At 62.5% G+C, this 19,407-nt stretch carries 19 protein-coding genes; 3 read left to right on the top strand and 16 right to left on the bottom strand.

Annotated features, from left to right (window positions below):
- Window positions 1-148: 148 nt before the first annotated feature.
- The 6 genes from cobA to LPA37_RS27150 form a co-directional block, all read right to left on the bottom strand.
- Window positions 149-928, bottom strand: a complete 780-nt coding sequence (gene cobA, locus LPA37_RS27175; protein WP_229014205.1) for a uroporphyrinogen-III C-methyltransferase — start codon at window positions 926-928, stop codon at window positions 149-151.
- Window positions 929-985: 57 nt separating this feature from the next.
- The gene (locus LPA37_RS27170; protein ID WP_229014204.1) at window positions 986-2,299 is read right to left on the bottom strand and encodes a sulfate adenylyltransferase subunit 1; all 1,314 of its coding nucleotides are present in this window, start codon (window positions 2,297-2,299) and stop codon (window positions 986-988) included.
- A 63-nt stretch (window positions 2,300-2,362) separates the two neighbouring features.
- On the bottom strand, window positions 2,363-3,325 hold the full coding sequence (gene cysD, locus LPA37_RS27165; protein WP_229014203.1) for a sulfate adenylyltransferase subunit CysD: 963 nt from the start codon (window positions 3,323-3,325) through the stop codon (window positions 2,363-2,365).
- Between the two features lie 93 nt (window positions 3,326-3,418).
- Window positions 3,419-4,165: a phosphoadenylyl-sulfate reductase gene (locus LPA37_RS27160; RefSeq protein WP_229014202.1), complete on the bottom strand. Its 747-nt coding sequence runs from the start codon at window positions 4,163-4,165 to the stop codon at window positions 3,419-3,421.
- A complete protein-coding gene (locus LPA37_RS27155) occupies window positions 4,162-4,713 on the bottom strand; it encodes a DUF934 domain-containing protein (protein WP_229014201.1) in 552 nt (183 codons plus the stop codon). Before LPA37_RS27155 ends, LPA37_RS27160 begins: the two co-directional genes overlap by 4 nt.
- A 30-nt stretch (window positions 4,714-4,743) precedes the next feature.
- Window positions 4,744-6,423, bottom strand: coding sequence for a nitrite/sulfite reductase (locus LPA37_RS27150; RefSeq protein WP_228973842.1), 1,680 nt, complete (start codon window positions 6,421-6,423; stop codon window positions 4,744-4,746).
- A 219-nt stretch (window positions 6,424-6,642) separates the two neighbouring features.
- Between LPA37_RS27150 and LPA37_RS27145 the strand changes: the two genes are divergently transcribed.
- The 3 genes from LPA37_RS27145 (at window position 6,643) to LPA37_RS27135 (ending at window position 9,166) form a co-directional block, all read left to right on the top strand.
- On the top strand, window positions 6,643-7,584 hold the full coding sequence (locus LPA37_RS27145; protein ID WP_228973840.1) for a CysB family HTH-type transcriptional regulator: 942 nt from the start codon (window positions 6,643-6,645) through the stop codon (window positions 7,582-7,584).
- A gap of 46 nt (window positions 7,585-7,630) precedes the next feature.
- Window positions 7,631-8,812, top strand: a complete 1,182-nt coding sequence (locus LPA37_RS27140) for an ABC transporter substrate-binding protein (protein WP_407672637.1) — start codon at window positions 7,631-7,633, stop codon at window positions 8,810-8,812.
- Between the two features lie 96 nt (window positions 8,813-8,908).
- Window positions 8,909-9,166 (top strand): hypothetical protein, encoded by a 258-nt coding sequence (locus LPA37_RS27135; RefSeq protein ID WP_228973837.1) that lies wholly within the window; start codon window positions 8,909-8,911, stop codon window positions 9,164-9,166.
- On the opposite strand, the gene LPA37_RS27130 is transcribed toward LPA37_RS27135, so the two are convergent.
- The 10 genes from LPA37_RS27130 to LPA37_RS27085 all read right to left on the bottom strand — a co-directional run.
- On the bottom strand, window positions 9,163-9,885 hold the full coding sequence (locus LPA37_RS27130; RefSeq protein ID WP_228973835.1) for an NAD(P)H-binding protein: 723 nt from the start codon (window positions 9,883-9,885) through the stop codon (window positions 9,163-9,165). The two genes, LPA37_RS27135 and LPA37_RS27130, sit on opposite strands and share 4 nt — an antisense overlap.
- 241 nt (window positions 9,886-10,126) lie before the next feature.
- Window positions 10,127-10,540 carry a type II toxin-antitoxin system VapC family toxin gene (locus tag LPA37_RS27125; RefSeq protein ID WP_228974168.1) on the bottom strand — a complete coding sequence of 138 codons (414 nt, stop codon included), beginning with the start codon at window positions 10,538-10,540 and terminating at the stop codon, window positions 10,127-10,129.
- Complete coding sequence (locus tag LPA37_RS27120; RefSeq protein WP_228973834.1) at window positions 10,537-10,791, bottom strand: type II toxin-antitoxin system Phd/YefM family antitoxin; 255 nt, start codon at window positions 10,789-10,791, stop codon at window positions 10,537-10,539. Before LPA37_RS27120 ends, LPA37_RS27125 begins: the two co-directional genes overlap by 4 nt.
- A 133-nt stretch (window positions 10,792-10,924) precedes the next feature.
- On the bottom strand, window positions 10,925-12,073 hold the full coding sequence (locus tag LPA37_RS27115; RefSeq protein WP_229014200.1) for a Gfo/Idh/MocA family protein: 1,149 nt from the start codon (window positions 12,071-12,073) through the stop codon (window positions 10,925-10,927).
- A gap of 21 nt (window positions 12,074-12,094) precedes the next feature.
- Entirely contained in the window at window positions 12,095-13,144 is a 1,050-nt protein-coding gene (locus LPA37_RS27110) for a sugar phosphate isomerase/epimerase family protein (protein ID WP_229014199.1), read from the bottom strand.
- Window positions 13,145-13,254: 110 nt separating this feature from the next.
- Window positions 13,255-14,217, bottom strand: coding sequence for a substrate-binding domain-containing protein (locus tag LPA37_RS27105; RefSeq protein WP_228973827.1), 963 nt, complete (start codon window positions 14,215-14,217; stop codon window positions 13,255-13,257).
- Between the two features lie 127 nt (window positions 14,218-14,344).
- Window positions 14,345-15,358 (bottom strand): ABC transporter permease, encoded by a 1,014-nt coding sequence (locus LPA37_RS27100; protein WP_228973825.1) that lies wholly within the window; start codon window positions 15,356-15,358, stop codon window positions 14,345-14,347.
- The gene (locus tag LPA37_RS27095) at window positions 15,339-16,826 is read right to left on the bottom strand and encodes a sugar ABC transporter ATP-binding protein (RefSeq protein WP_229014198.1); all 1,488 of its coding nucleotides are present in this window, start codon (window positions 16,824-16,826) and stop codon (window positions 15,339-15,341) included. Before LPA37_RS27095 ends, LPA37_RS27100 begins: the two co-directional genes overlap by 20 nt.
- 31 nt (window positions 16,827-16,857) lie before the next feature.
- On the bottom strand, window positions 16,858-17,850 hold the full coding sequence (locus tag LPA37_RS27090) for a LacI family DNA-binding transcriptional regulator (RefSeq protein ID WP_229014206.1): 993 nt from the start codon (window positions 17,848-17,850) through the stop codon (window positions 16,858-16,860).
- Window positions 17,851-18,059: 209 nt separating this feature from the next.
- A partial coding sequence (locus tag LPA37_RS27085) for an IS5 family transposase (RefSeq protein WP_229014197.1) occupies window positions 18,060-19,407 on the bottom strand: 1,348 nt, incomplete at its 5' end.

Below are 19,407 nucleotides of genomic sequence, written 5' to 3'. Positions count from 1 at the left end.
TTTTCGAAGCGCCTTTCTTTTGCCTACTTTTCTTTGGAAGACGCCCCGAAGGAAGTCCCCTTGGGGGACAAAGAAAAGTAGGTGCTGCCCCGCACAGGGGCGACGCTAATAGACCAACATGAATGCAAGGAAAGGCCAAAGCAAAAACCTAAGCCGCATGCAATGCAGAGGAAGAAGAAACCAAAGAAGAATCCACAACCTCATCGCGCGGCAACAAGCGCCGCTCCGCAAAGGCCTCGCCGATCATCAAAAGGCTGGGCTGGGCCTCATCAAGCCACTGCTGCGCGTCGCCAGCAGCAAGCGCCTCAAGGGTCAAGGTCAACGACCGTTCCCGAGCCGTGCTGCAAGCTTCAACAATAGCAACAGGCGTAGACCCGACGCGCCCAGCGTCAATCAACCGTTGGGCAATTTCGGGCGCACTGTCCCGCCCCATATAGAACACCAGTGAATCCGCCTTCACCTGCTCGCGGATCTCGTCGGTGTCCGCTGCCCGGCTATGCGTAGCCAGCGCGACACTGCGCGACACCCCTCGCAGCGTCAGCGAACGCTTCAGCGCCGAAGCACCGGCAAGCGCAGCCGTAATCCCCGGCACCACCTCGTATTCAATACCCGCCGCCTCAAGCGCCCGCATTTCCTCATCGGCACGGCCAAACAGCATCGGGTCGCCGCCCTTCAGGCGCACCACCACATCGTGCTCCAAAGCCGCATCCACAATTTGCTTGTTAATGAAGTGCTGCGCCGTCGAACGCTGCCCACAACGCTTGCCCACGGCAATCCTGCGCGCGTGCGAAGGCGCGTAATCGAGCATCGACGGCTCAACCAGCGCGTCGTGCAGCACGACATCCGCCATGCCCAGCAAACGGGCGCCGCGCACCGTGATAAGGTCCGCTGCGCCCGGCCCTGCACCAATTAGATACACCTTGCCCATTTGCTCAATCCCATCCGTTCAGTTCGTGCCAGTACAACCGCGCTCAAGCGCGATCACTCAGGCACTAAACGCACGAATCATGCCGGCCGCGACCGTGTGATGCGTCGCCTCGTCGATCAGCACGAACGCGCCCGTACCAGGGTGCGAATCGTATGCGTCGGCCACGATCGGCTTTTGCAGCGTCAGCGACACGCGACCAATATCGTTCATGGTCAGATCATGCCGGTCGGTAGCCTGCGACAACGTATGCACGTCCAGCACTTCCCGGATCGCGCCAATGCGCGCGAACACCGTATTGGTAGTCTGCTTCAGCAGATACTTGCGCTGCGTCGACAGCGGTGTCTCGTCAAACCAGCACAGGTCGGCTTCCACCTTCTTCGCCGGCACAGGCGCGGCTTCGCGAAGCACGAATGTATCGCCACGCGATACGTCGACGTCTTCCGCCAGGCGGATCGTTACCGTTTGACCCGCGAACGCGCGGTCAACCTGCGCGGTGCCGCCCGGCACCGGCGCGATGATCTCCGAGACCGTCGCTTCACGGTTCGCCGGCAGCACGACGATCGTGTCGCCCAGCTTCACTTCGCCCGCTTCGACGCGCCCCATGTAGCCGCGGAAATCGTCGGCCTGGCTGCCGTCCTGGCGCGCCACCCATTGCACCGGAAAACGCAGTGCCTGACCCGTCGGAATCTCCACCGGCAAGGCCTCGAGCACGTCCAGCAGCGGTTCGCCCGCATACCACGGCATGCGCTCGCTCGCGGTCACGATGTTGTCGCCCTTCAGCGCCGACACCGGCACGAAGCGTACGTCGTTCAAACCCAGTTGACGCGCCAGTTCGACGTACGCATCGCGGATTTCGTTGAAGCGCGTTTCGCTGTAGTCGACGAGATCCATCTTGTTGATCGCGACGATCGCATGCTGCAAGCCCAGCAGCTTCACGATCGCGCTGTGACGCTTGGTCTGCGGCAGCAGTTGCGCCGCGCCATCCACGAACGTGACGCGCGTCGCGTCGACGAGAATGATCGCGGCATGCGCGGTCGATGCGCCCGTCACCATGTTGCGCGTGTACTGCTCGTGGCCCGGCGTATCGGCGATGATGAACTTGCGCTTCGCGGTCGCGAAGTAACGGTACGCGACGTCGATCGTGATGCCCTGCTCGCGCTCGGCTTCGAGGCCGTCGGTCAGGAGCGACAGGTCGATTTCGTCGCCCACGGTGCGCTTGTTCTTCGCGCGCGACAACGCGGAAAGCTGGTCCGACAGCACAGCCTTGCTGTCGTACAGCAGGCGTCCGATCAACGTGCTCTTGCCGTCGTCGACACTGCCTGCAGTAATGAAACGCAGCACGCCGAGGTCTTCTGGTTGATGAATACTCATGATGTTCCTTGTCCCTCTGTCGACGGGAGTTCGCGCTTTAGCGCGTTACTCCCGTCCCATGCCTTAGAAATAACCTTGCTTCTTGCGTGTTTCCATCGCGGCTTCGGATGCCTGGTCGTCCATTCGCGTTGCCCCGCGCTCCGTGATTTCGGTCACGGCCGTTTCAGCGATGATCTTCTCCAGATCGTCGGCGTCGCTTTCCACCGGGCACGTGCAGCTGATGTCGCCCACGGTACGGAAACGCACGAGCGCCGTTTCGCTGGTTTCGCCTTCGCGCATCGGCGTCAGCGGCGTCACCGGCACGAGCAGCCCGTTACGGCGCACGATTTCGCGGTGATGCGCGTAATAGATCGACGGCAGTTCGAGCTTTTCGCGGGCGATGTATTGCCATATGTCGAGTTCGGTCCAGTTCGAGATCGGGAACACGCGCAGATGTTCGCCCTTATGCAGACGCGCATTGAAGAGGCTCCACAGTTCCGGACGTTGTGCCTTCGGATCCCACTGGCCGAATTCGTCACGGAACGAGAAGATGCGCTCTTTCGCGCGCGCCTTTTCCTCGTCGCGGCGAGCGCCGCCGATCATCGCGGTGTAGCCGTATTGCTCGATCGCTTCGAGCAGCGTCACCGCCTGCGCGGCGTTGCGCGAATCGAGTTCGCGACGCAGACGCACCGTGCCGCGTTTGATCGAATCCTCAACGTGGCCCACCACGAGTTGCGCGCCAATCTCTTTAGCACGACGGTCGCGGAAGTCGATCACTTCGTCGTAGTTGTGGCCGGTGTCGATGTGCACGAGCGGGAATGGCAGCACCGTCTTGCGATTCGCACCGAGGCCGAATGCCTTCAGCGCCAGATGCAGCACGACGACCGAATCCTTGCCGCCCGAAAACAGCAGCGCGGGGTTGCTGCATTCGGCAACCAGTTCACGCAGGATGTGAATCGACTCGGCTTCGAGCCAGTCGAGGTGATCCATCCGGTTCGCGGTGTTGGCGAGCGGAGCGTTCAGTGCGGGATCGAGCGTCGTGCTCATGGTGTGTCCTTCCTTTGTTCCCGTCACAAGGGGTGACTTGCGACGCGATATTCAATCGTTCAATTGATCTGTTTCTGCTGCCCGGGCCGCGCTTCAGATGGCGGAGCTTTGCCCGCTGACCACTGCAACCGGAATCGTCGTGATGTGCAAGCCGCATTCCTTCGTATCGCGCGACTCCCACCACCAGCGCCCTGCCCGGCTGTCTTCACCAGGACGGATGGCGCGTGTGCAGGGTTCGCAGCCGATGCTCGGATAACCGCGCGCATGCAGTGGGTTGACCCGTACGTCGAACGCCTTGAGATACGCCCACACATCGGCCTCGGTCCAGTCCGCGAGCGGATTGAACTTGGCGATATTGCGCGCGCCGTCGTGTTCTTCCTCGTGCAGTTCGGCACGCGTCACCGACTGCTCGCGACGCTGGCCCGTCACCCATGCGCTCACGTCCGACAGAGCGCGGTTGAGCGGTTCGACCTTGCGGATTTCGCAGCAGCGCTTGCGCAGATCGATGCTGTCGTAAAACGCGTTCAGACCATGCTGCACGACGTATTCATCGACCGCATCCGCTTGCGGGTGAAACTGTTCGATATCGTAGCCATAGCGCTCTTTCACGCGATCGAGCATGCCCAGCGTTTCCGCATGCAGACGTCCGGTATTGAGCGAGAAGACGCCGATCTTCACGTTGCGCGAAAGGATCGCGTGCGTGAGCAGCATGTCTTCCGCGGCAAGACTGCTGGCGAGCTTGACGTTCGCATGACGCGCAGCGATCGAATCGAGCAGCGTATCCAGCCGTTCGATCTTCACCGCGAGCTCAGGCGTCACTGAAAGCGTGGCGTCGCTCATGCCGGTGCCTTTTGCGCCGTCGCGGCAGCCGCGGCTTCGCGGCGACGGAACAGCGGCACCGGATCGTCGACCGCGCCCTGATACTGCACGGTGAAATCGTCGAATGCCTTGAACGCGTCGTGGATGTCCTTGTCTTCCCGCACCGCAAATGCGTCGAACCCGCAGCGGTACATGAGGCGCACCTGGTCGCGCAGCACGTCGCCGATCGCGCGAATTTCGCCCTTGTAGCCATGGCGTTCGCGCAGCAGGCGCGCAATGCTGTAGCCGCGGCCGTCGCGGAACACCGGGAAGTCGATCGCGATCAGCGCGAGCCTGTCGAAGTCGGCCACCACGTCGGCCGGTTCGCTGTCCGGCTCGAGCCATACGGCGATTTCGCCGTCGCCACGCGATGCGATCAATGCATCGCGCGAGGCGGTCCACAATGCGAACGGCACGATCACCTTGCCTGCCGGCAGTGCTTCCACCGCGGGCAAGGTGCCGTCTTCCGCCGCACGCACCACCGTCCAGTCATCGCTAACGATCGTGCGGTTCTTGATAATCGAAGCCATCTGCAGAATCCTTTAAGCCTGTATCGCGGGTTAAGCGTGAGCCGGCTGGCGCGATGCGTACACGCGCTCCTTGAACGGCGTGATGCCGATGCGGCCATACGTGTCGATGAAACGTTCGCCGTCGATACGGTTTTCCACGAACGTATCGATCACCTTCGACACTACGTCCGGCATTTCTTCCGCCGAGAACGACGGGCCGATCACGCGGCCCAGATGCGCGCCGGTCGCTCCCGTGCTCTGTTCGCCGCCGAGCGTCACCTGGTACCATTCGGAGCCGTCCTTGTCGACGCCCAGCACGCCGATGTTGCCGACGTGGTGGTGACCGCACGCGTTGATGCAACCCGAGATATTCAGCGAAATGTCGCCGAGATCGTAGACAAAGTCGAGATCGTTGAAGCGTTCCTGGATCGCCATCGCGATCGGAATCGACTTCGCGTTCGCGAGCGAGCAGAAATCGCCGCCCGGGCACGCGATGATGTCGGTCAGCAGGCCGATGTTCGGCGTGGCGAACCCTTGTGCCTTGGCCAGCTCCCACAATTCGAACAGGTCGCGCTTCTTCACGTTCGCGAGAATCAGGTTCTGTTCGTGCGACACGCGGATCTCGCCGAACGAGTATTTGTCGGCCCAGTCGGCGACGGCTTCCATCTGCGCATCCGTGGCGTCGCCCGGGGCGATGGTGGCCGGCTTCAGCGAAAGCGTGACCGACGCATAGCCCGCCACCTTGTGCGGACGCACGTTGCGCTCGACCCAGCGCGCGAACGCGCGGTTTTCGAGCAGATGGTTTTCGAATGCGGTATCGGTGTCCGCCAGCTTTTCATACACCGGCGGCACGAAGTATTGCGACACGCGATCGAGTTCAGCCTGCGTGAGCGTCGAAGGACCGTCCTTCAGGTGCTGCCATTCTTCCTCGACCTGCTTCGAGAATTTCTCAGGGCTCAAGGCCTTCACGAGAATCTTGATGCGCGCCTTGTACATGTTGTCGCGACGGCCGTAGCGGTTATACACGCGCAGAACAGCTTCGCAGTAAGTCAGCAGATGCTGCCACGGCAGGTCTTCGCGGATAATCGCGCCAACGATCGGCGTGCGCCCCAGGCCACCGCCGGCCAGGATGCTCGCGACCACTTCGCCCTGTTCGTTTTTCTTCAGATAGACACCTAGATCATGCACCTGCACGGCCGCGCGATCTTCCTTCGAACCCGAGACGGCGATCTTGAACTTGCGCGGCAGCCACGCGAATTCCGGATGGAACGTCGACCACTGACGCAGGATTTCAGCCCATGGACGCGGATCGATGATCTCGTCCGGTGCGACGCCGGCGAACTGGTCCGCGGTGATGTTGCGGATGCAGTTACCCGAGGTCTGGATGGCGTGCATCTGGACAGACGCGAGTTTCGCGAGAATTTCCGGCGTTTCCTCGAGCTTGATCCAGTTGTACTGGATGTTCGAGCGCGTGGAAAAGTGGCCGTAGCCGCGATCATGTTCGCGCGCGATGCGGGCAAGCATGCGCAACTGGTCGCTGCGCAGATTGCCGTAAGGAATCGCGATGCGGTGCATGTAGGCATGGCGCTGCATATAGAGGCCGTTCTGCAGACGCAGCGGACGGAACTCTTCTTCGCTCAATTCGCCTGACAGCCGGCGACGAACCTGGTCGGCGTATTGCGCGACGCGTTCGTCAACGATGGTCTGGTCGTACTGATCGTATTGGTACATTCGGGGACCCCATTTTTTCGTAACCGCACGGCGTTCCGGTGGCGCCACGCCCTGTCTACCGGTGTCTGTCAGCGCAAGCGGAAGAAGGTTTTAGACGCATCCTTCATTTGCTTATGACAAATACAGATATCCATATTGGAAAAGTTGGACAAATCGTAATAAACTCCCCTTATATTTCAAACGACTTAAAAATTGTTTTCATATGCTAAGAGGTTATAAATGAACCTGCACCAGTTTCGCTTCGTGCGCGAGGCGGTCCGGCAGAACTTCAACCTCACGGAAGCCGCCAAGGCGCTGTTTACAAGCCAGCCAGGCGTCTCCAAGGCAATCATCGAGCTCGAAGACGAACTGGGCGTCGAAATCTTCACACGGCACGGCAAACGCGTCCGCTCGCTGACCGAGCCGGGCCGGATCATTCTTCAGTCGGTTGAAAAGATCCTGCAGGAAGTGGAAAGCCTCAAGCGCGTTGGTAAAGATTACGCAGCGCAGGATCAGGGCAATCTCGTCATCGCCGCCACGCACACGCAGGCGCGCTATTCGCTGCCGGCCGCCATCGCCGAATTCAAGAAGCGCTTTCCCAAGGTCCACCTTTCGATTCTGCAAGGCAGCCCGACGCAGGTTGCCGAAATGGTCATCCACGACCAGGCGGACCTGGCGATCGCCACCGAGGCGATCGCGGACTATAAGGAACTGGTCTCGCTGCCCTGCTTTTCGTGGCATCACGTCGCCGTCATGCAGCCGGATCACCCGTTGCTGGACCGCAAGCAGCTTTCCCTCGACGACCTTACGCAATATCCGATGATTACGTACGACAACGCGTTCGCGGGCCGCACGAAGATCAACGAGGCGTTCCGTCTGCGCGGCCTGCATCCGGACATCGTGCTCGAGGCGATCGACGCCGACGTGATCAAGACCTACGTCGAGCTGGGTCTTGGCGTCGGGATCATGGCGGATATCGCGTTCAACGCGGAGCGCGACCGTCATCTGCGTGCGATGCCGGTCGGCCATCTGTTCGGCAGCAACGTGACGCGCGTGGCGCTCAAACACGGCGCGTATCTGCGCAGCTATGTGTATACGCTGGTGGAGCTGCTCTCGCCGAGCCTGAACCGCCGGCTGATCGAACAGGCGCTAAAGGGCGAGCACGAATCCTACGAGCTTTGAAACACCCTCTGTCCGGTTTTATAACAATCGCTGTTTCGATTCCGCCATGGAGACCCAACCGATGAGCTTCACGTCGTACAAAAAGAACCTGCGCTACGTCGCCGCTGCCGCGGCACTCGTGGTCAGCACGGTCGCCCACGCCGACATCAAGATCGGCATCGATCTGTCCAGCACGGGCCCCGCCGCCGCCATCGGCATCACCAGCAAGAACGCGATGCTGATGTGGCCGAAGACGATTGCCGGCCAGAAAGCCGAATACATCATCCTCGACGACGGCTCCGATCCGGGCGTCGCGGTGCGCAACATCCGCAAGCTCATCAGCGAAGACCACGTCGACGTGATCGTCGGCCCGAACGTCACGCCCGCGGCGCTGGCCGCGCTCGATCCCGTCGCGGAAAGCCAGACGCCGATGATCACGCTGATCGGTTCGGCAAGCGTGGTCGAGCCGCAGGAAGGCAAACGCGTATGGGCCTTCAAGATGGCGCAGACCGACAGCGCGATGGCCGACGTGATGACGCGCTACATGTCGAACCACAACGTGAGGACGGTGGGCTTCATCGGCTTCGCGGACAGTTATGGCGATAGCTGGCTCAACGAATTCACGAAGTTCGCGACGCTGCGGCACATTCAGGTCGTGGCGACGGAGCGCTTCAACCGGACGGACGCGAGCGTCACCGGCCAGGTGCTGAAGCTGATGGCGGCAAAACCCGATGCGATTCTCGTCGCGGGCGCGGGCACGCCGAGCGTGCTGCCGCAACGCACGCTCGTCGAGCGCGGCTTCAAGGGGCCGATCTACCAGACGCACGGCATCGCCACGCCGGAATTCATCAAGCTCGGCGGCAAGGATGTCGAAGGCACGCTGTTCCCGACGCAGCCGGTCGTCGTCGCGCGCACGCTGCCGGCGGATCATCCCGCGAAGAAGGCCGCGATGGCGTTCGTCGCCGCATATGAAGCGCAATACGGCCCGAATAGCGTCACGCAGTTCGCGGGCGATGCGGCGGGCGTCTATCCGCGCCTCGTCGACGCAGTGACGCGCGCGCTAAAAACGGCGCAGCCGGGCACGCCCGCGTTTCGCGCCGCGCTGCGCAGCGAGCTCGAACACGCGCATGAACTCGTCGTGCCGAACGGTGTGGTCAACACGAGCGTGAAGGACCACGTGGGCCTCGACCAGCGCGCGAGCGTGATGGGCATCATCAAGGATGGCAAGTTCACGTATCTGAGCCAGTAAGGTTCGATGGCGGGCGGTGCGTGCCGTTCGCGCCGCCCGCCGCGCCCGCTACTGAGTTACTGATACAGTGTGCGTCTTCACACCGTAGCTGAAATCATGCGTACTACCCGAGCCATCCATGCCGTCGAGCGGCTGAAAACCCGCACCGGCAACCCGCAATTTTCGGCGATCAGCCTTTCCGGCGGTCTCTTCTATCTCGTCGACAAATCGTCGGGCAGCGACAAGAAAGTCTCCGATCCGCTGACGCTCGACGACTTCGTCAAGTTCGTCGACGCATTCGGCCCGCAAAAGCCGCGCAAGGCAAGCAAGTTCGACCTCGCGCTCGAAGAGCAGATCAAGAACAGCAAGCGCTAAGGCGCAGGAGCGCCGCGATGCAGCGCGTCGTTTTCGATGATCGTGACGCCTTGCGTATCGCTTAACGCAGCGTCAACCAGAGCGCGCGCGACATCGTCGGCGGCAATCGAGCGCCACTTGAGCGGCAGAATCACGCCCAGGCGGCGCGCGATGCTTTCCAGCGGCCGGCTTTCCGCACGCTCCCCCATCAGGAAAGACGGCCGCACGATCGTGACGGCCGGAAAGCCGAGACCCAGCGCACCGGCTTCGACCTCGCCCTTCACCCGGCTATAGAACGTGCGTGCCCGCGGACTCGCGCCGATGGCGCTCACGAGCGCATAGCGCGACGCGCCGTGCCGGCGCGCGAGCGCACCGACGCGCAACGGATACTCGTAATCGACCTTGCGAAACGCTGCTTGCGAGCCAGCGGTCCGTATCGTCGTGCCCAATGCGCAGATCACTGCATCGACGGCGAAGAGATCAGCGCTGCTGGCCAGGCTGTCTAGCCGGTCGAAATCGACGGCCTGCTCGATCACACGGTTCGCGTGCCCGGCGATTCCCGCGATGCCCGCGCCCGACGCGCGCCGCACGAGCAGGCGCACTTCGGCGACGCGCGGATCGCGTGCGAGCAGCTTCAGGCATGCACTGCCGACCAGCCCCGTCGCACCGACCAGCAACACGATGCGTTTGCGCGGGGCGGAACCTTTGACAGGATCGATGGAGGCAATATTGGCCGACATGCGCGCGCCCGTGGAAAGATGAGGTGATGCATCTTACCGTGCGTTGATGGCGCGGGCACGAAGCCCCAAGCTATTGTCAGATCTGGTGTACGAGCGATCGGCGGCATGATCAGGCGGCCAGCGGCAATCCCTCCCGACCTTTCCGCTTGCCTGGCATCGCCCACCCATTCGTGAGGCTGACAACGCTGACCGATTCCCCGAGCCAATTTGCACCAGAGCCGTTTGCTTTTTCCATGCCCTCTCATTTCCACGGATTCAAAAGCGGGACACCGGTCAATATGAAATCATCGGTGTTACGGGTAACGACAGTCATGCCATGCACAAGCGCCGTTGCGGCGATGACTGCGTCACGTTCGGCGCGAGGATCAGGAACGTGTAGCTTTGCACACCGCATTGCCACCGATTGGTCAAATGCCAGCACGCGTCCCGCGAATTGAGGCAGAACCTGCCCATCGAGCCAGGTGCGCAGAGCGGCACCCTGGACGGCATCTTTACGCTCCATCCGCAAGACACCAAGCTCGAGTTCGAGAACGGTAATAGCGGAAAGGAATTGCGCAGCCACGGGCTGAGAAGACGCCCACGCGAGCACGTTTATGTCGGCCCGTTTCGGCACACGCAATTCGGAAACAACGTTTGTGTCGAGGAGGAACATCAGGAAAGGTCTGCTGCCCGATAGAGTCCACCGACGCGCGGCACGTCGAATTCAATATCGACCTCGCCCCGTTGTGCGAGCGCATCGGCTAGCGTTGTCATTCCGCCAGCAAGCTTCCGGTATTCGTCGATGCTCAGAAGTACATGCGAAGGCTTACCGCGATCCGTGATAAACACCGGGCCGTCTAAAGACGCTTTCTTTGCCTCGCTGGCCGACTGGTTAAACTCGCGGCTACTCATGGTGATAACGCTCATCGCACATTGTCCTTTCAATATATGTAGCAATGTTACTACATATGGCTGGGGCGCGCCAGTCTCCCGGTCAGCGGTTATGAAGTGGCTCATCAGCAGTAGGGGCAATCGCAGGCCAGCTTGTCTCCCGAAGCCCTCAACCGTTGCCCACTTCCCGAAATTGCGCGTTCATCGCGCTACTCTTTAGCACGGCTTCGATAAAACGCATGCCTTCAACGCCATCGTCGACGGTCGTCAGCAAGCGGCTCTCGGGTGGCACCGGCTTGCCGGCATCGAGCGCCTCGATCTGCAATGCCGCATCGAGATACAACTGCGCGAACGCTTCGAGGTAGCCTTCCGGGTGTCCCGGCGGCACGCGCGTCGCGTGCGCTGCAATCGCGCTTTGGACGCGTCCGCGCGTGAGCCGGCAAGCCGCACCGCCCAGCGGCGTGAACCACAGATCGTTCGGGTATTCCTGATCGAACGCGAGCCCCGCCTTCGTGCCGTACACGCGCAGGCGCAACGCGTTCTCAGCGCCGCTCGCCACCTGGCTCGCCCACAGCATGCCGCGCGCGCCGCTCGCGTAACGCAGCATCACCTGCACGTGATCGTCAAGCTTCCTGCCCGGCACGAACGTGTGCACTTCCGCTGACAGTTCCTTCGGCACCATGCCCGTCACGAACGCAGCGAGGTGGTACGCGTGCGTGCCGATATCGCCCAGGCATCCGGCGGGTCCCGATTGCGCCGGGTCCGTGCGCCATCCCGCCTGCTTGTTCGTGCCGGTGTTTTCGATCGGCTCGGCCAGCCAGTCCTGCGCGTACTCGACCTGCACGACGCGGATATCGCCCAGTTCGCCCGCGTCGACGAGTTCGCGTGCATGCCGCACCATCGGATAACCCGAGTATGTGTGCGTCAGCGCGAACAGCTTTTTCTTCTCGCGCGCGAGCTTCGCGAGCGCTTCACCTTCCGCCAGCGAAATCGCAAGCGGCTTGTCGCAGATCACGTGAATACCGGCTTCGAGAAATGCCGTTGCGACCGGCGCGTGCAAATGATTCGGCGTGACGATCGCGACGGCGTCGATGCCGTCGTCGCGAGCCGCTTCAGCCTTCGCCATCTCGCGCCAGTCCGCGTAGCTGCGCGCGATGCCCAGTTCCGCGGCGCTTGCCCGCGCGCGCGCCGCGTCCGAAGAAAGCGCGCCCGCCACGAGTTCGAACCGGTCGTCGAGGCGCGCGGCGATCCGGTGCACGGCGCCGATAAAAGCGCCCTGCCCGCCGCCGACCATGCCCAACCGCAATTTACGTGTCATCGGATGCTCCCTGATGCCTGATCACAGCCCCAGCACCTTTTTGATCTGCGCCTGATCGACGCCGCTGTCCGCGAAATCGTCGAACGATTTTTCGGCGACGCGAATGATGTGCCGGCGAATGAACTCCGCGCCTTCGCGCGCGCCGTCTTCCGGATGCTTCAGCGCGCATTCCCATTCGAGTACCGCCCAGCCCGGATAGTCGTACTGCGCCATCTTCGAGAAGATCGCGCCGAAGTCGATCTGCCCGTCGCCGAGCGAGCGAAAGCGTCCCGGCCGGTCGATCCAGTCGCTATAGCTGCCATACACGCCGGCCCTGCCCGTCGGACGAAACTCCGCATCCTTCACGTGAAAAACCTTGATGCGCTCGTGATAGATATCGATGAACGACAGGTAATCAAGCTGCTGCAACACGTAGTGGCTCGGATCGAACAGGATGTTCGCGCGACGATGTCCGTTCACGCGCTCCAGAAAGCGCTCGAACGTCACGCCGTCGTAAAGATCTTCGCCCGGATGCAGTTCGTACGCGACGTCGACACCGACCTCGTCGAACGCATCGAGAATCGGCTGCCAGCGGCGCGCGAGTTCATCGAACGCGGCCTCGACGAGACCGGCTGGCCGCTGCGGCCACGGATACATGTACGGCCATGCGAGCGCGCCCGAGAACGACACGTGCGTGTCGAGCCCGAGACGGCGCGACGCCTGTGCCGCGAGTTTCAGCTGCTGGATCGCCCATTCGGTACGCGCCGCCGGATTGCCGCGCACATGCGGCGCGGCAAACCCGTCGAACAGCTGGTCGTAGGCCGGATGCACGGCCACCAGTTGCCCTTGCAGATGCGTCGCCAGTTCGGTGATCTCGACACCGGCGTCCGCGACCGTGCCGAGCAGTTCGTCGCAGTACGTCTGGCTCGAGGCGGCCTTTTCGAGGTCGATCACGCGCGCATCCACAGGCACCTGGATGCCTTTGTAGCCGAGCTTCGCGGCCCACGTCGCGAGATTGTCGAGGTTATCGAAGGGCGCCTTGTCGCCCAGGAACTGGGCCAGATAGATCGCCGGCCCTTTGATGGTTTTCATCGTGCGGCTCCTCGGAAACGGATAGTGAATTCGTGCGTTCGACATCCTGAGCGCCCCGCGCGTGCGATGCGTTTAACGCACATCGCACGCGCGCGGCAACGCGCAAGCCGTCAGAACGGCGAGTCCGGGAAGTAGTATTCCTTCGCGTTGTCTTTCGTGACGAGCACCGAAGGCACGATCGTCGTCGCCGGCAGCTTTTCGCCCTTGAGGCGCGCTTCGGCGGTGAGCTTGATCGCGTCGTAGATGAACTTCGGCGAGTAGGTCACATCGGCGTTGATGATCTTGTCGCCATCCATCACGCGCTTGATCATGTCCTTCGACCCCGCGCCGCCCAGTACTTCCTTGATGTCGGTGCGCTTCGCCTGATCGATGGCCTTCAGCACGCCAACCGACATGTCGTCATCGGCCGACCACACCGCATCGATGTGCCTGAAGCGCGTCAGGTAATCCTGCATCACCTTGAACGCATCGTCGCGATTCCAGTTCGCGTATTTCGCGTCCAGCACCTTCACGCCCGGACACGCCGACAACGCCTTCGTGAACGCGTTGTAGCGCTCGTTATCCAGCGTGGTCGGAATGCCGCGCAGCGCGACGATGTCGCCCTTGCCGTTGAGCGACTTGCAGAAGTATTCGCCCGCGAGCCGGCCAAACGCGGTGTTGTCGCCCGCGACGTACGCGTCCTGTGCGCTTGTGTCGGTGAGGCCGCGATCGACCACCGTCACGTAGACACCCTTCTTCTTCACCTGCGCGACCGGCTGCGTGAGCGAAGCCGATTCATGCGGGAAGATCACGAGCGCGTTGATATGGTTGACGGTCACCAGATCCTGCAACTGGTTCGCCTGCTCCGGCGCGCTCGCCGACGACTTCAGGATCACCTTCAGATCCGGATGCGCCTTCTCCATGTCCGTCTTCGCCTTGTTCGCCCACCAGACGATGCCGCCCGTGAAGCCGTGATCGGCCGTCGGAATCGCGACGCCCAATATGACCTTGTCGTCCGCCCGTGCCGCGCCCGCCGTACCGAGAATGCCCAACGCCAGCACGCCGGCACTGATCGCCCGAATGACCTGCTTCATGTTGTGTCTCCTGTCGTAGGGCGCGTCGTACGCCCGGTTTTTGAGGTGCCGGCAATGCGCCGGGTACTGCGGTTCAAGCTGCCTGCTGCCTGCGATTTACCGTTTGCTCTCGTGGTTGCATGTTCGATCAGCGCCGTCCGCGCTGCAGGAACGCGACGATGATGATGACGACGCCCTGCACCGCCGCGTTCAGATACACGCTGATGATGCTCGTGAGGTTGAGAATGTTCGCGATCACCGAAAGCAGCACGGCGCCGATCACCGTGCCGAGCACACGACCTTCGCCACCCTTGAGCGCGGTACCGCCGACGACCACCGAGGCAATCGCCTCCAGTTCCCACAGGAGGCCCGTGGTTGGCGTGGCGGAACCCAGCCGCGGCACATACAGCACCGTCGCCACGCCGACGCAGATGCCAAGCAGCATGTACGTGACGATCTTCACGCGATCGACGCGGATGGCCGCATAGCGCGCGACCTGTTCGTTCGAGCCGATCGCCTGCACGTGCCTTCCGAACGCGGTGCGGTTCAGGATCAACGCGCCGCCTGCCGCGACGATCAGGAACACCCAGATCGGTATCGGCACGCCGAACACGCTTGCGTAATACACGGGGCCGTACAGATCGGAGAGCGAGTTGTCGAGCGTGAGCGCGCCGCCGTCCGCGAGCCACGTCAGCACCGCGCGAAAGATGCCGAACGTCCCGAGCGTCACGATGAACGGCTCGATCGGGCCTTTCGTGATCAGCAGGCCGTGCGCGATGCCGAACGCGCCGCCCAGCACGAGCGCCAGCACCATGCCGATCATCACGATCAGGAGCGGCGCGATCATGTGGCCGTCGATCCCGCGGGCGAGCACGTTCATCGTGTAGATCATGCTGCCCGCGATCAGCGCGGCCATCGATCCGACCGACAGGTCGATGCCGCCCGAAATGATCACGAACGTCATGCCGACCGCGATGATGCCGATGAACGACGTGCGCGTGAGCACGTTGGTGAGATTGTCGATGGTCGCGAAATCGTGGTTGAGCAGCTGGCCGCCCACGCACAGGACGATCAGGCCAAGCAGCGGACCGAGCCCGTGCAGCCGGCGCGCGAGGCGCATCGCACGGCCCGGTTGCCCTGGTTCAGTGTGTGCCGGTTGCATGGGCAATCAACTCCTCTTCGGTTAGCTGGTCGAGCGCGAGCGTCGTTTGAAGCCGGCCCGTGCGCATCACGGCGACGCGATGGCACAGGCCGATCAGCTCGATCAGCTCGGACGAGATCACGATCACCGCCCGCCCCTGCGCGGCGAGCCGGTGAATCAGGAAGTAGATGTCGCGCTTCGCGCCGACGTCGACGCCGCGCGTCGGTTCATCGAGCACGACGACGTTCGGGTCCGGATGCAGGAACTTCGCGAGCGCGAGCTTTTGCTGGTTGCCGCCCGACAGCATGCGCGCGCGGATCGACGGGTCGCCCGTGCGAATGCCGAATTCGGCGATGCCCGCTTTCAGCGCGGCGCGTTCCGCTTTTGCGTCGAGGAACGGATGCGCGTAGCGATCGAGCGTCATCAGCGTCAGGTTGTCCTGCAGGTTCAGATTGACGTGCAGCGCCTTGTTCTTGCGGTCCTCGCTCAGATACGTGAGGCCATGCCGCATCGCGTCGAGCGGATTGTGAATCCCGACTGCGCGCCCCGCGAGCTCGATGCGCCCCCCCGTGCGTTTGCGCAGGCCGAGCATCGCCTCGAACGCTTCGGTGCGACCCGCGCCGACGAGGCCCGCGAAACCGAGTATTTCGCCCGCACGGACTTCGAATGACAGCGACTCGACCCAGCCAGGCACGACGAGCCCATCCACACGCATCGCAATGGGCGCATCCGGCGCAGGCGGGGTTTTATCGGGAAACATGTCGGAGACGTCGCGCCCCACCATCAGGTTCGCCATCTGCTGCCGCGCGAGGCTCGACGTTTCGCCACGCGCGACGAAGCGGCCGTCGCGCATCACAATTACCTCGTCGGTGATGTGCTCGACTTCGTCGAGCTTGTGCGAGATGTAGACGATCGTCACGCCATCGGCCTTCAGTTTCAGCATCAGCGTGAAGAGCCGCTCCGTTTCCGAGGGCGTGAGCGTCGCGGTCGGTTCGTCCATGATGAGAAAGCGCGCGCGACGCGACAGCGCCTTGGCGATCTCCACCATCTGCTTTTCCGCGACGATCAGGTTGCGCACCTGCGTGTCGGGCGATTTCTTCAGGCCGACCTGTTCGAGATAGCGCGCTGCCTCTTTTTTCATCGCGCCTTCATCGAGCAGCCAGCCGCGCTTTTTCTCGTGCCCGAGGTACATGTTCTCGACGATCGACAGATGATCGGCAAGATTGAATTCCTGGTGGATCAGCACGATGCCCGCAGCTTCCGCATCGCGCGAACTGGTGAAGTGCTGCGTTATGCCATCGACGGACAGCGTGCCTTCGGTTGCGCTTTCGTAGCCGGCGAGAATTTTCATCAGCGTCGATTTGCCAGCGCCGTTCTCGCCAAGCAGGCCATAGATGCGCCCAGGCGCAAGATCGAACGACACGCCGTGCAGGACGCGCACCGGGCCGAAATCCTTGCGGATATCGTCGAAGCGGATCGAGAGACTCATCGCGCGCGTTGCTCCTTTGCCTGGTTGCGCGTTATGCGCTTAGCCGCACCACGAGCCGGTGCGGCAACAACACGCCCGGCACGCTGGCCGCCGGGTCCGCGAGACGCTTGAGCAATAACCGCGCGGCCGTCTCGCCGAGTTCGCGCATCGGCTGCGCGATCGTGGTGAGCGGCGGATCGATCTGCGCGGCCACGGAGATGTCATCGAAGCCGACCACCGCGACATCGGCCGGCGTGCGTTTGCCGACGCTGCGCAGGCCGTTGATCGCACCGATCGCGAGCGTGTCCGACACGGCGAAGATCGCATCGGGCGCGTTTTCGCCCGGTTGCCGCGCGAGTTCGGCGGCGGCCGCGGCAGCGGCTTCGTAGTCGAGGCTGTAGACGTTGCGACGCCATGCAGACAGCGGGTTCACGCCGGCCTCGCGCAGTGCGTCGAGATAGCCTTCCTGACGCTGACGGGCATAGAGATAACCGTCATCCGAATTGATGAGACCGATGCGACGGCGTCCGCGCGACAGCAGATGCCGCACCGCGTCACCGGCCGCGCGATAGTTGTCGATGCCGACCCACGGCACGCCCATGTCGGCGTCGAACTCGCAGCACGCGACCCACGGCAGCGTGCCCGCATCTTCCACGAGCGCGTGCTGAACCGTGTCGGGATCGAGGCAGATCGCGCCGTCGGCGCGGTGGCGGCGCAGCATGTCGAAGTAGCTGCGCTCGCGGCCGGGATCGGCGCCGGTATCGCAGAGCAGCATGAAATAGCCATGCTGACGCGCGACGGCATCGATACCGCGCACCACTTCCGCGTAAAAGGGATTGCCGAAGTCCGGCACCATGGTGAGCAGCAGGCGGCTTTCGGCGGTGCGCAGGTTGCGCGCGAGTTCGTTGACGCGATAGCCGCTTGTCTCGACTGCGGCGAGTACCCGGTCACGCGTTTCGGGCCTCACGTTCGAGTGCCCGTTGAGCACGCGTGAGACCGTGGCGACGGAGACGCCGGCCTGCTCGGCGACGCCGGCAATCGACATGTCGTCGGACGGTCGAAGCGATGCAACGTCGCGCTGGCGCGGTCTCGACACGGTGTTCGTCCCCGAAAATGTAATCGATTACATTTTTGGTCGAGATCGTGCGGAATCTCAAGGTCGAATGTGTAGGGATTTATACGGAGGTGCGACTGCCTGGCGGACTCTCGATTATTTCGTCGGCCCTGAACAATTCGCTTTAAAAAGCGCTAGCGTCAAGCCAGCGCTTGTACAGCCATACTGCGATTCAACAAGACAGCAAGAATCAAGGCATAAAAAAGCCGCAGCTTTCTCAGGATCATGCGCAGGTTGTGACCGGCCCCGCACAGCACGGCATTCATCGCATCGCCCAGCGCACCCTTGAGCCAGTTCCGGTCGAGCTTGCCGTCGGCCTTCATATGCCCGATGGCCGGTTCAATCGCGCTGCGCCGTCGGATCATCTTGCGCAATCCGCGCGTGATGCCACGCCGCAGGCCCGGGTGGTAAATCTTCACGCCCTCAATCGCTACGCCCCGATACCCCCGATCCACAACTGCAACCTCCGGTATCACGTCACTGAGGATCGCCGCCTGCTCCAGCGCTTCATCCAGCGTATGTCCATCGGACGGATTGCCCGGCATCGAACGCATCCCCACCACCAGCCCTTCCTTGTGCGTCGTCGTGATCGACACCTTCACACCAAACTCGTACGGCTGACGCGCCTTGCCCTTGCTGATGCACTCGACTTCCGGTGCGTGCAAGGCGTACAGCTTGTTCTTGTCCTTCATCTTCTGCGACAGAATTCGCTTCGTGCGGTCAAGCAGGTCCTGCAATGCAGCCCGACTGTTCTCGGCCACCGAATCCATCTGCCGCTCAACATCGCGCACGCCCCGAAGGAAGTCCCCTTGGGGGATCACTCGACCCACACGCGAACGCAACGTGCGCAGCGCTTTCCTCATCCGCTTGTACTGCTTCGCGTGCGCGTAGCGGCCAATCTGTCCTGCCAGGCGCGGGGCCTCGCGGTTGTAGTTCTGCCGCAGCTTCAGGCCATTACGTGCAGCAGCCTTTACCAGATGCTCACGACACCGCTCCAGCAGGCGCGAATCGGTCGGGTGCGCAATCGCTTTCTCCATCACCGTCGTGTCGACAATCACCCGCTTCACGCTCGACGTCTTGATCACGCCTGCGCGTCTTGCCGCTTCAATCGTCTCGGCCAGCAGCTCTTCAACTCCGGCTTCGCCCAGCCGCTTGCGCCAGCGTGTCAGGCTCGACGGGTCAATCGGTGGCTCAGTCTGCAAATACCCTTCGCCGGTAAAAACCTGCCAGTACGGGTTCTCCACCCATTGCCACACAACTTCTTCGTCGGACAGGTCGAACGCATGCTGCAAGTACAACAGCCCGGCTATCAGGCGCGGTGACGTCGCCGGCCGACCTCGGCCAGACACGAAGCTCTCGCTCATCGCCATGCCCAGTCGATCCCAGTTGATCAACCCGGCCATACCGACCAGCGGAATGAGATGAACGGCCCCCGCCCACCGATGAGGCCGAACAGGAGGTGGGCCCTCACGGCCGACGGCGTCACAG

Origin of the sequence: Paraburkholderia gardini (assembly GCF_907164545.1) — a bacterium.
GTDB classification, from domain to species: Bacteria; Pseudomonadota; Gammaproteobacteria; order Burkholderiales; family Burkholderiaceae; genus Paraburkholderia; species Paraburkholderia gardini.
The sequence above is the reverse complement of the archived record's forward strand: the minus strand, read 5'-3'. Positions and strand labels throughout refer to the sequence as shown.

Excerpts from the sequence above, each read along its gene's own strand:
- cobA (WP_229014205.1), bottom strand. The coding sequence starts at position 928 with ATGGGCAAGGTGTATCTAATTGGTGCAGGGCCGGGCGCAGCGGACCTT.
- LPA37_RS27170 (WP_229014204.1), bottom strand. The coding sequence starts at position 2,299 with ATGAGTATTCATCAACCAGAAGACCTCGGCGTGCTGCGTTTCATTACT.
- cysD (WP_229014203.1), bottom strand. The coding sequence starts at position 3,325 with ATGAGCACGACGCTCGATCCCGCACTGAACGCTCCGCTCGCCAACACC.
- LPA37_RS27160 (WP_229014202.1), bottom strand. The coding sequence starts at position 4,165 with ATGAGCGACGCCACGCTTTCAGTGACGCCTGAGCTCGCGGTGAAGATC.
- LPA37_RS27155 (WP_229014201.1), bottom strand. The coding sequence starts at position 4,713 with ATGGCTTCGATTATCAAGAACCGCACGATCGTTAGCGATGACTGGACG.
- LPA37_RS27150 (WP_228973842.1), bottom strand. The coding sequence starts at position 6,423 with ATGTACCAATACGATCAGTACGACCAGACCATCGTTGACGAACGCGTC.
- LPA37_RS27145 (WP_228973840.1), top strand. The coding sequence starts at position 6,643 with ATGAACCTGCACCAGTTTCGCTTCGTGCGCGAGGCGGTCCGGCAGAAC.
- LPA37_RS27140 (WP_407672637.1), top strand. The coding sequence starts at position 7,631 with ATGGAGACCCAACCGATGAGCTTCACGTCGTACAAAAAGAACCTGCGC.
- LPA37_RS27135 (WP_228973837.1), top strand. The coding sequence starts at position 8,909 with ATGCGTACTACCCGAGCCATCCATGCCGTCGAGCGGCTGAAAACCCGC.
- LPA37_RS27130 (WP_228973835.1), bottom strand. The coding sequence starts at position 9,885 with ATGTCGGCCAATATTGCCTCCATCGATCCTGTCAAAGGTTCCGCCCCG.
- LPA37_RS27120 (WP_228973834.1), bottom strand. The coding sequence starts at position 10,791 with ATGAGCGTTATCACCATGAGTAGCCGCGAGTTTAACCAGTCGGCCAGC.
- LPA37_RS27115 (WP_229014200.1), bottom strand. The coding sequence starts at position 12,073 with ATGACACGTAAATTGCGGTTGGGCATGGTCGGCGGCGGGCAGGGCGCT.
- LPA37_RS27110 (WP_229014199.1), bottom strand. The coding sequence starts at position 13,144 with ATGAAAACCATCAAAGGGCCGGCGATCTATCTGGCCCAGTTCCTGGGC.
- LPA37_RS27105 (WP_228973827.1), bottom strand. The coding sequence starts at position 14,217 with ATGAAGCAGGTCATTCGGGCGATCAGTGCCGGCGTGCTGGCGTTGGGC.
- LPA37_RS27100 (WP_228973825.1), bottom strand. The coding sequence starts at position 15,358 with ATGCAACCGGCACACACTGAACCAGGGCAACCGGGCCGTGCGATGCGC.
- LPA37_RS27095 (WP_229014198.1), bottom strand. The coding sequence starts at position 16,826 with ATGAGTCTCTCGATCCGCTTCGACGATATCCGCAAGGATTTCGGCCCG.
- LPA37_RS27090 (WP_229014206.1), bottom strand. The coding sequence starts at position 17,850 with ATGTCGATTGCCGGCGTCGCCGAGCAGGCCGGCGTCTCCGTCGCCACG.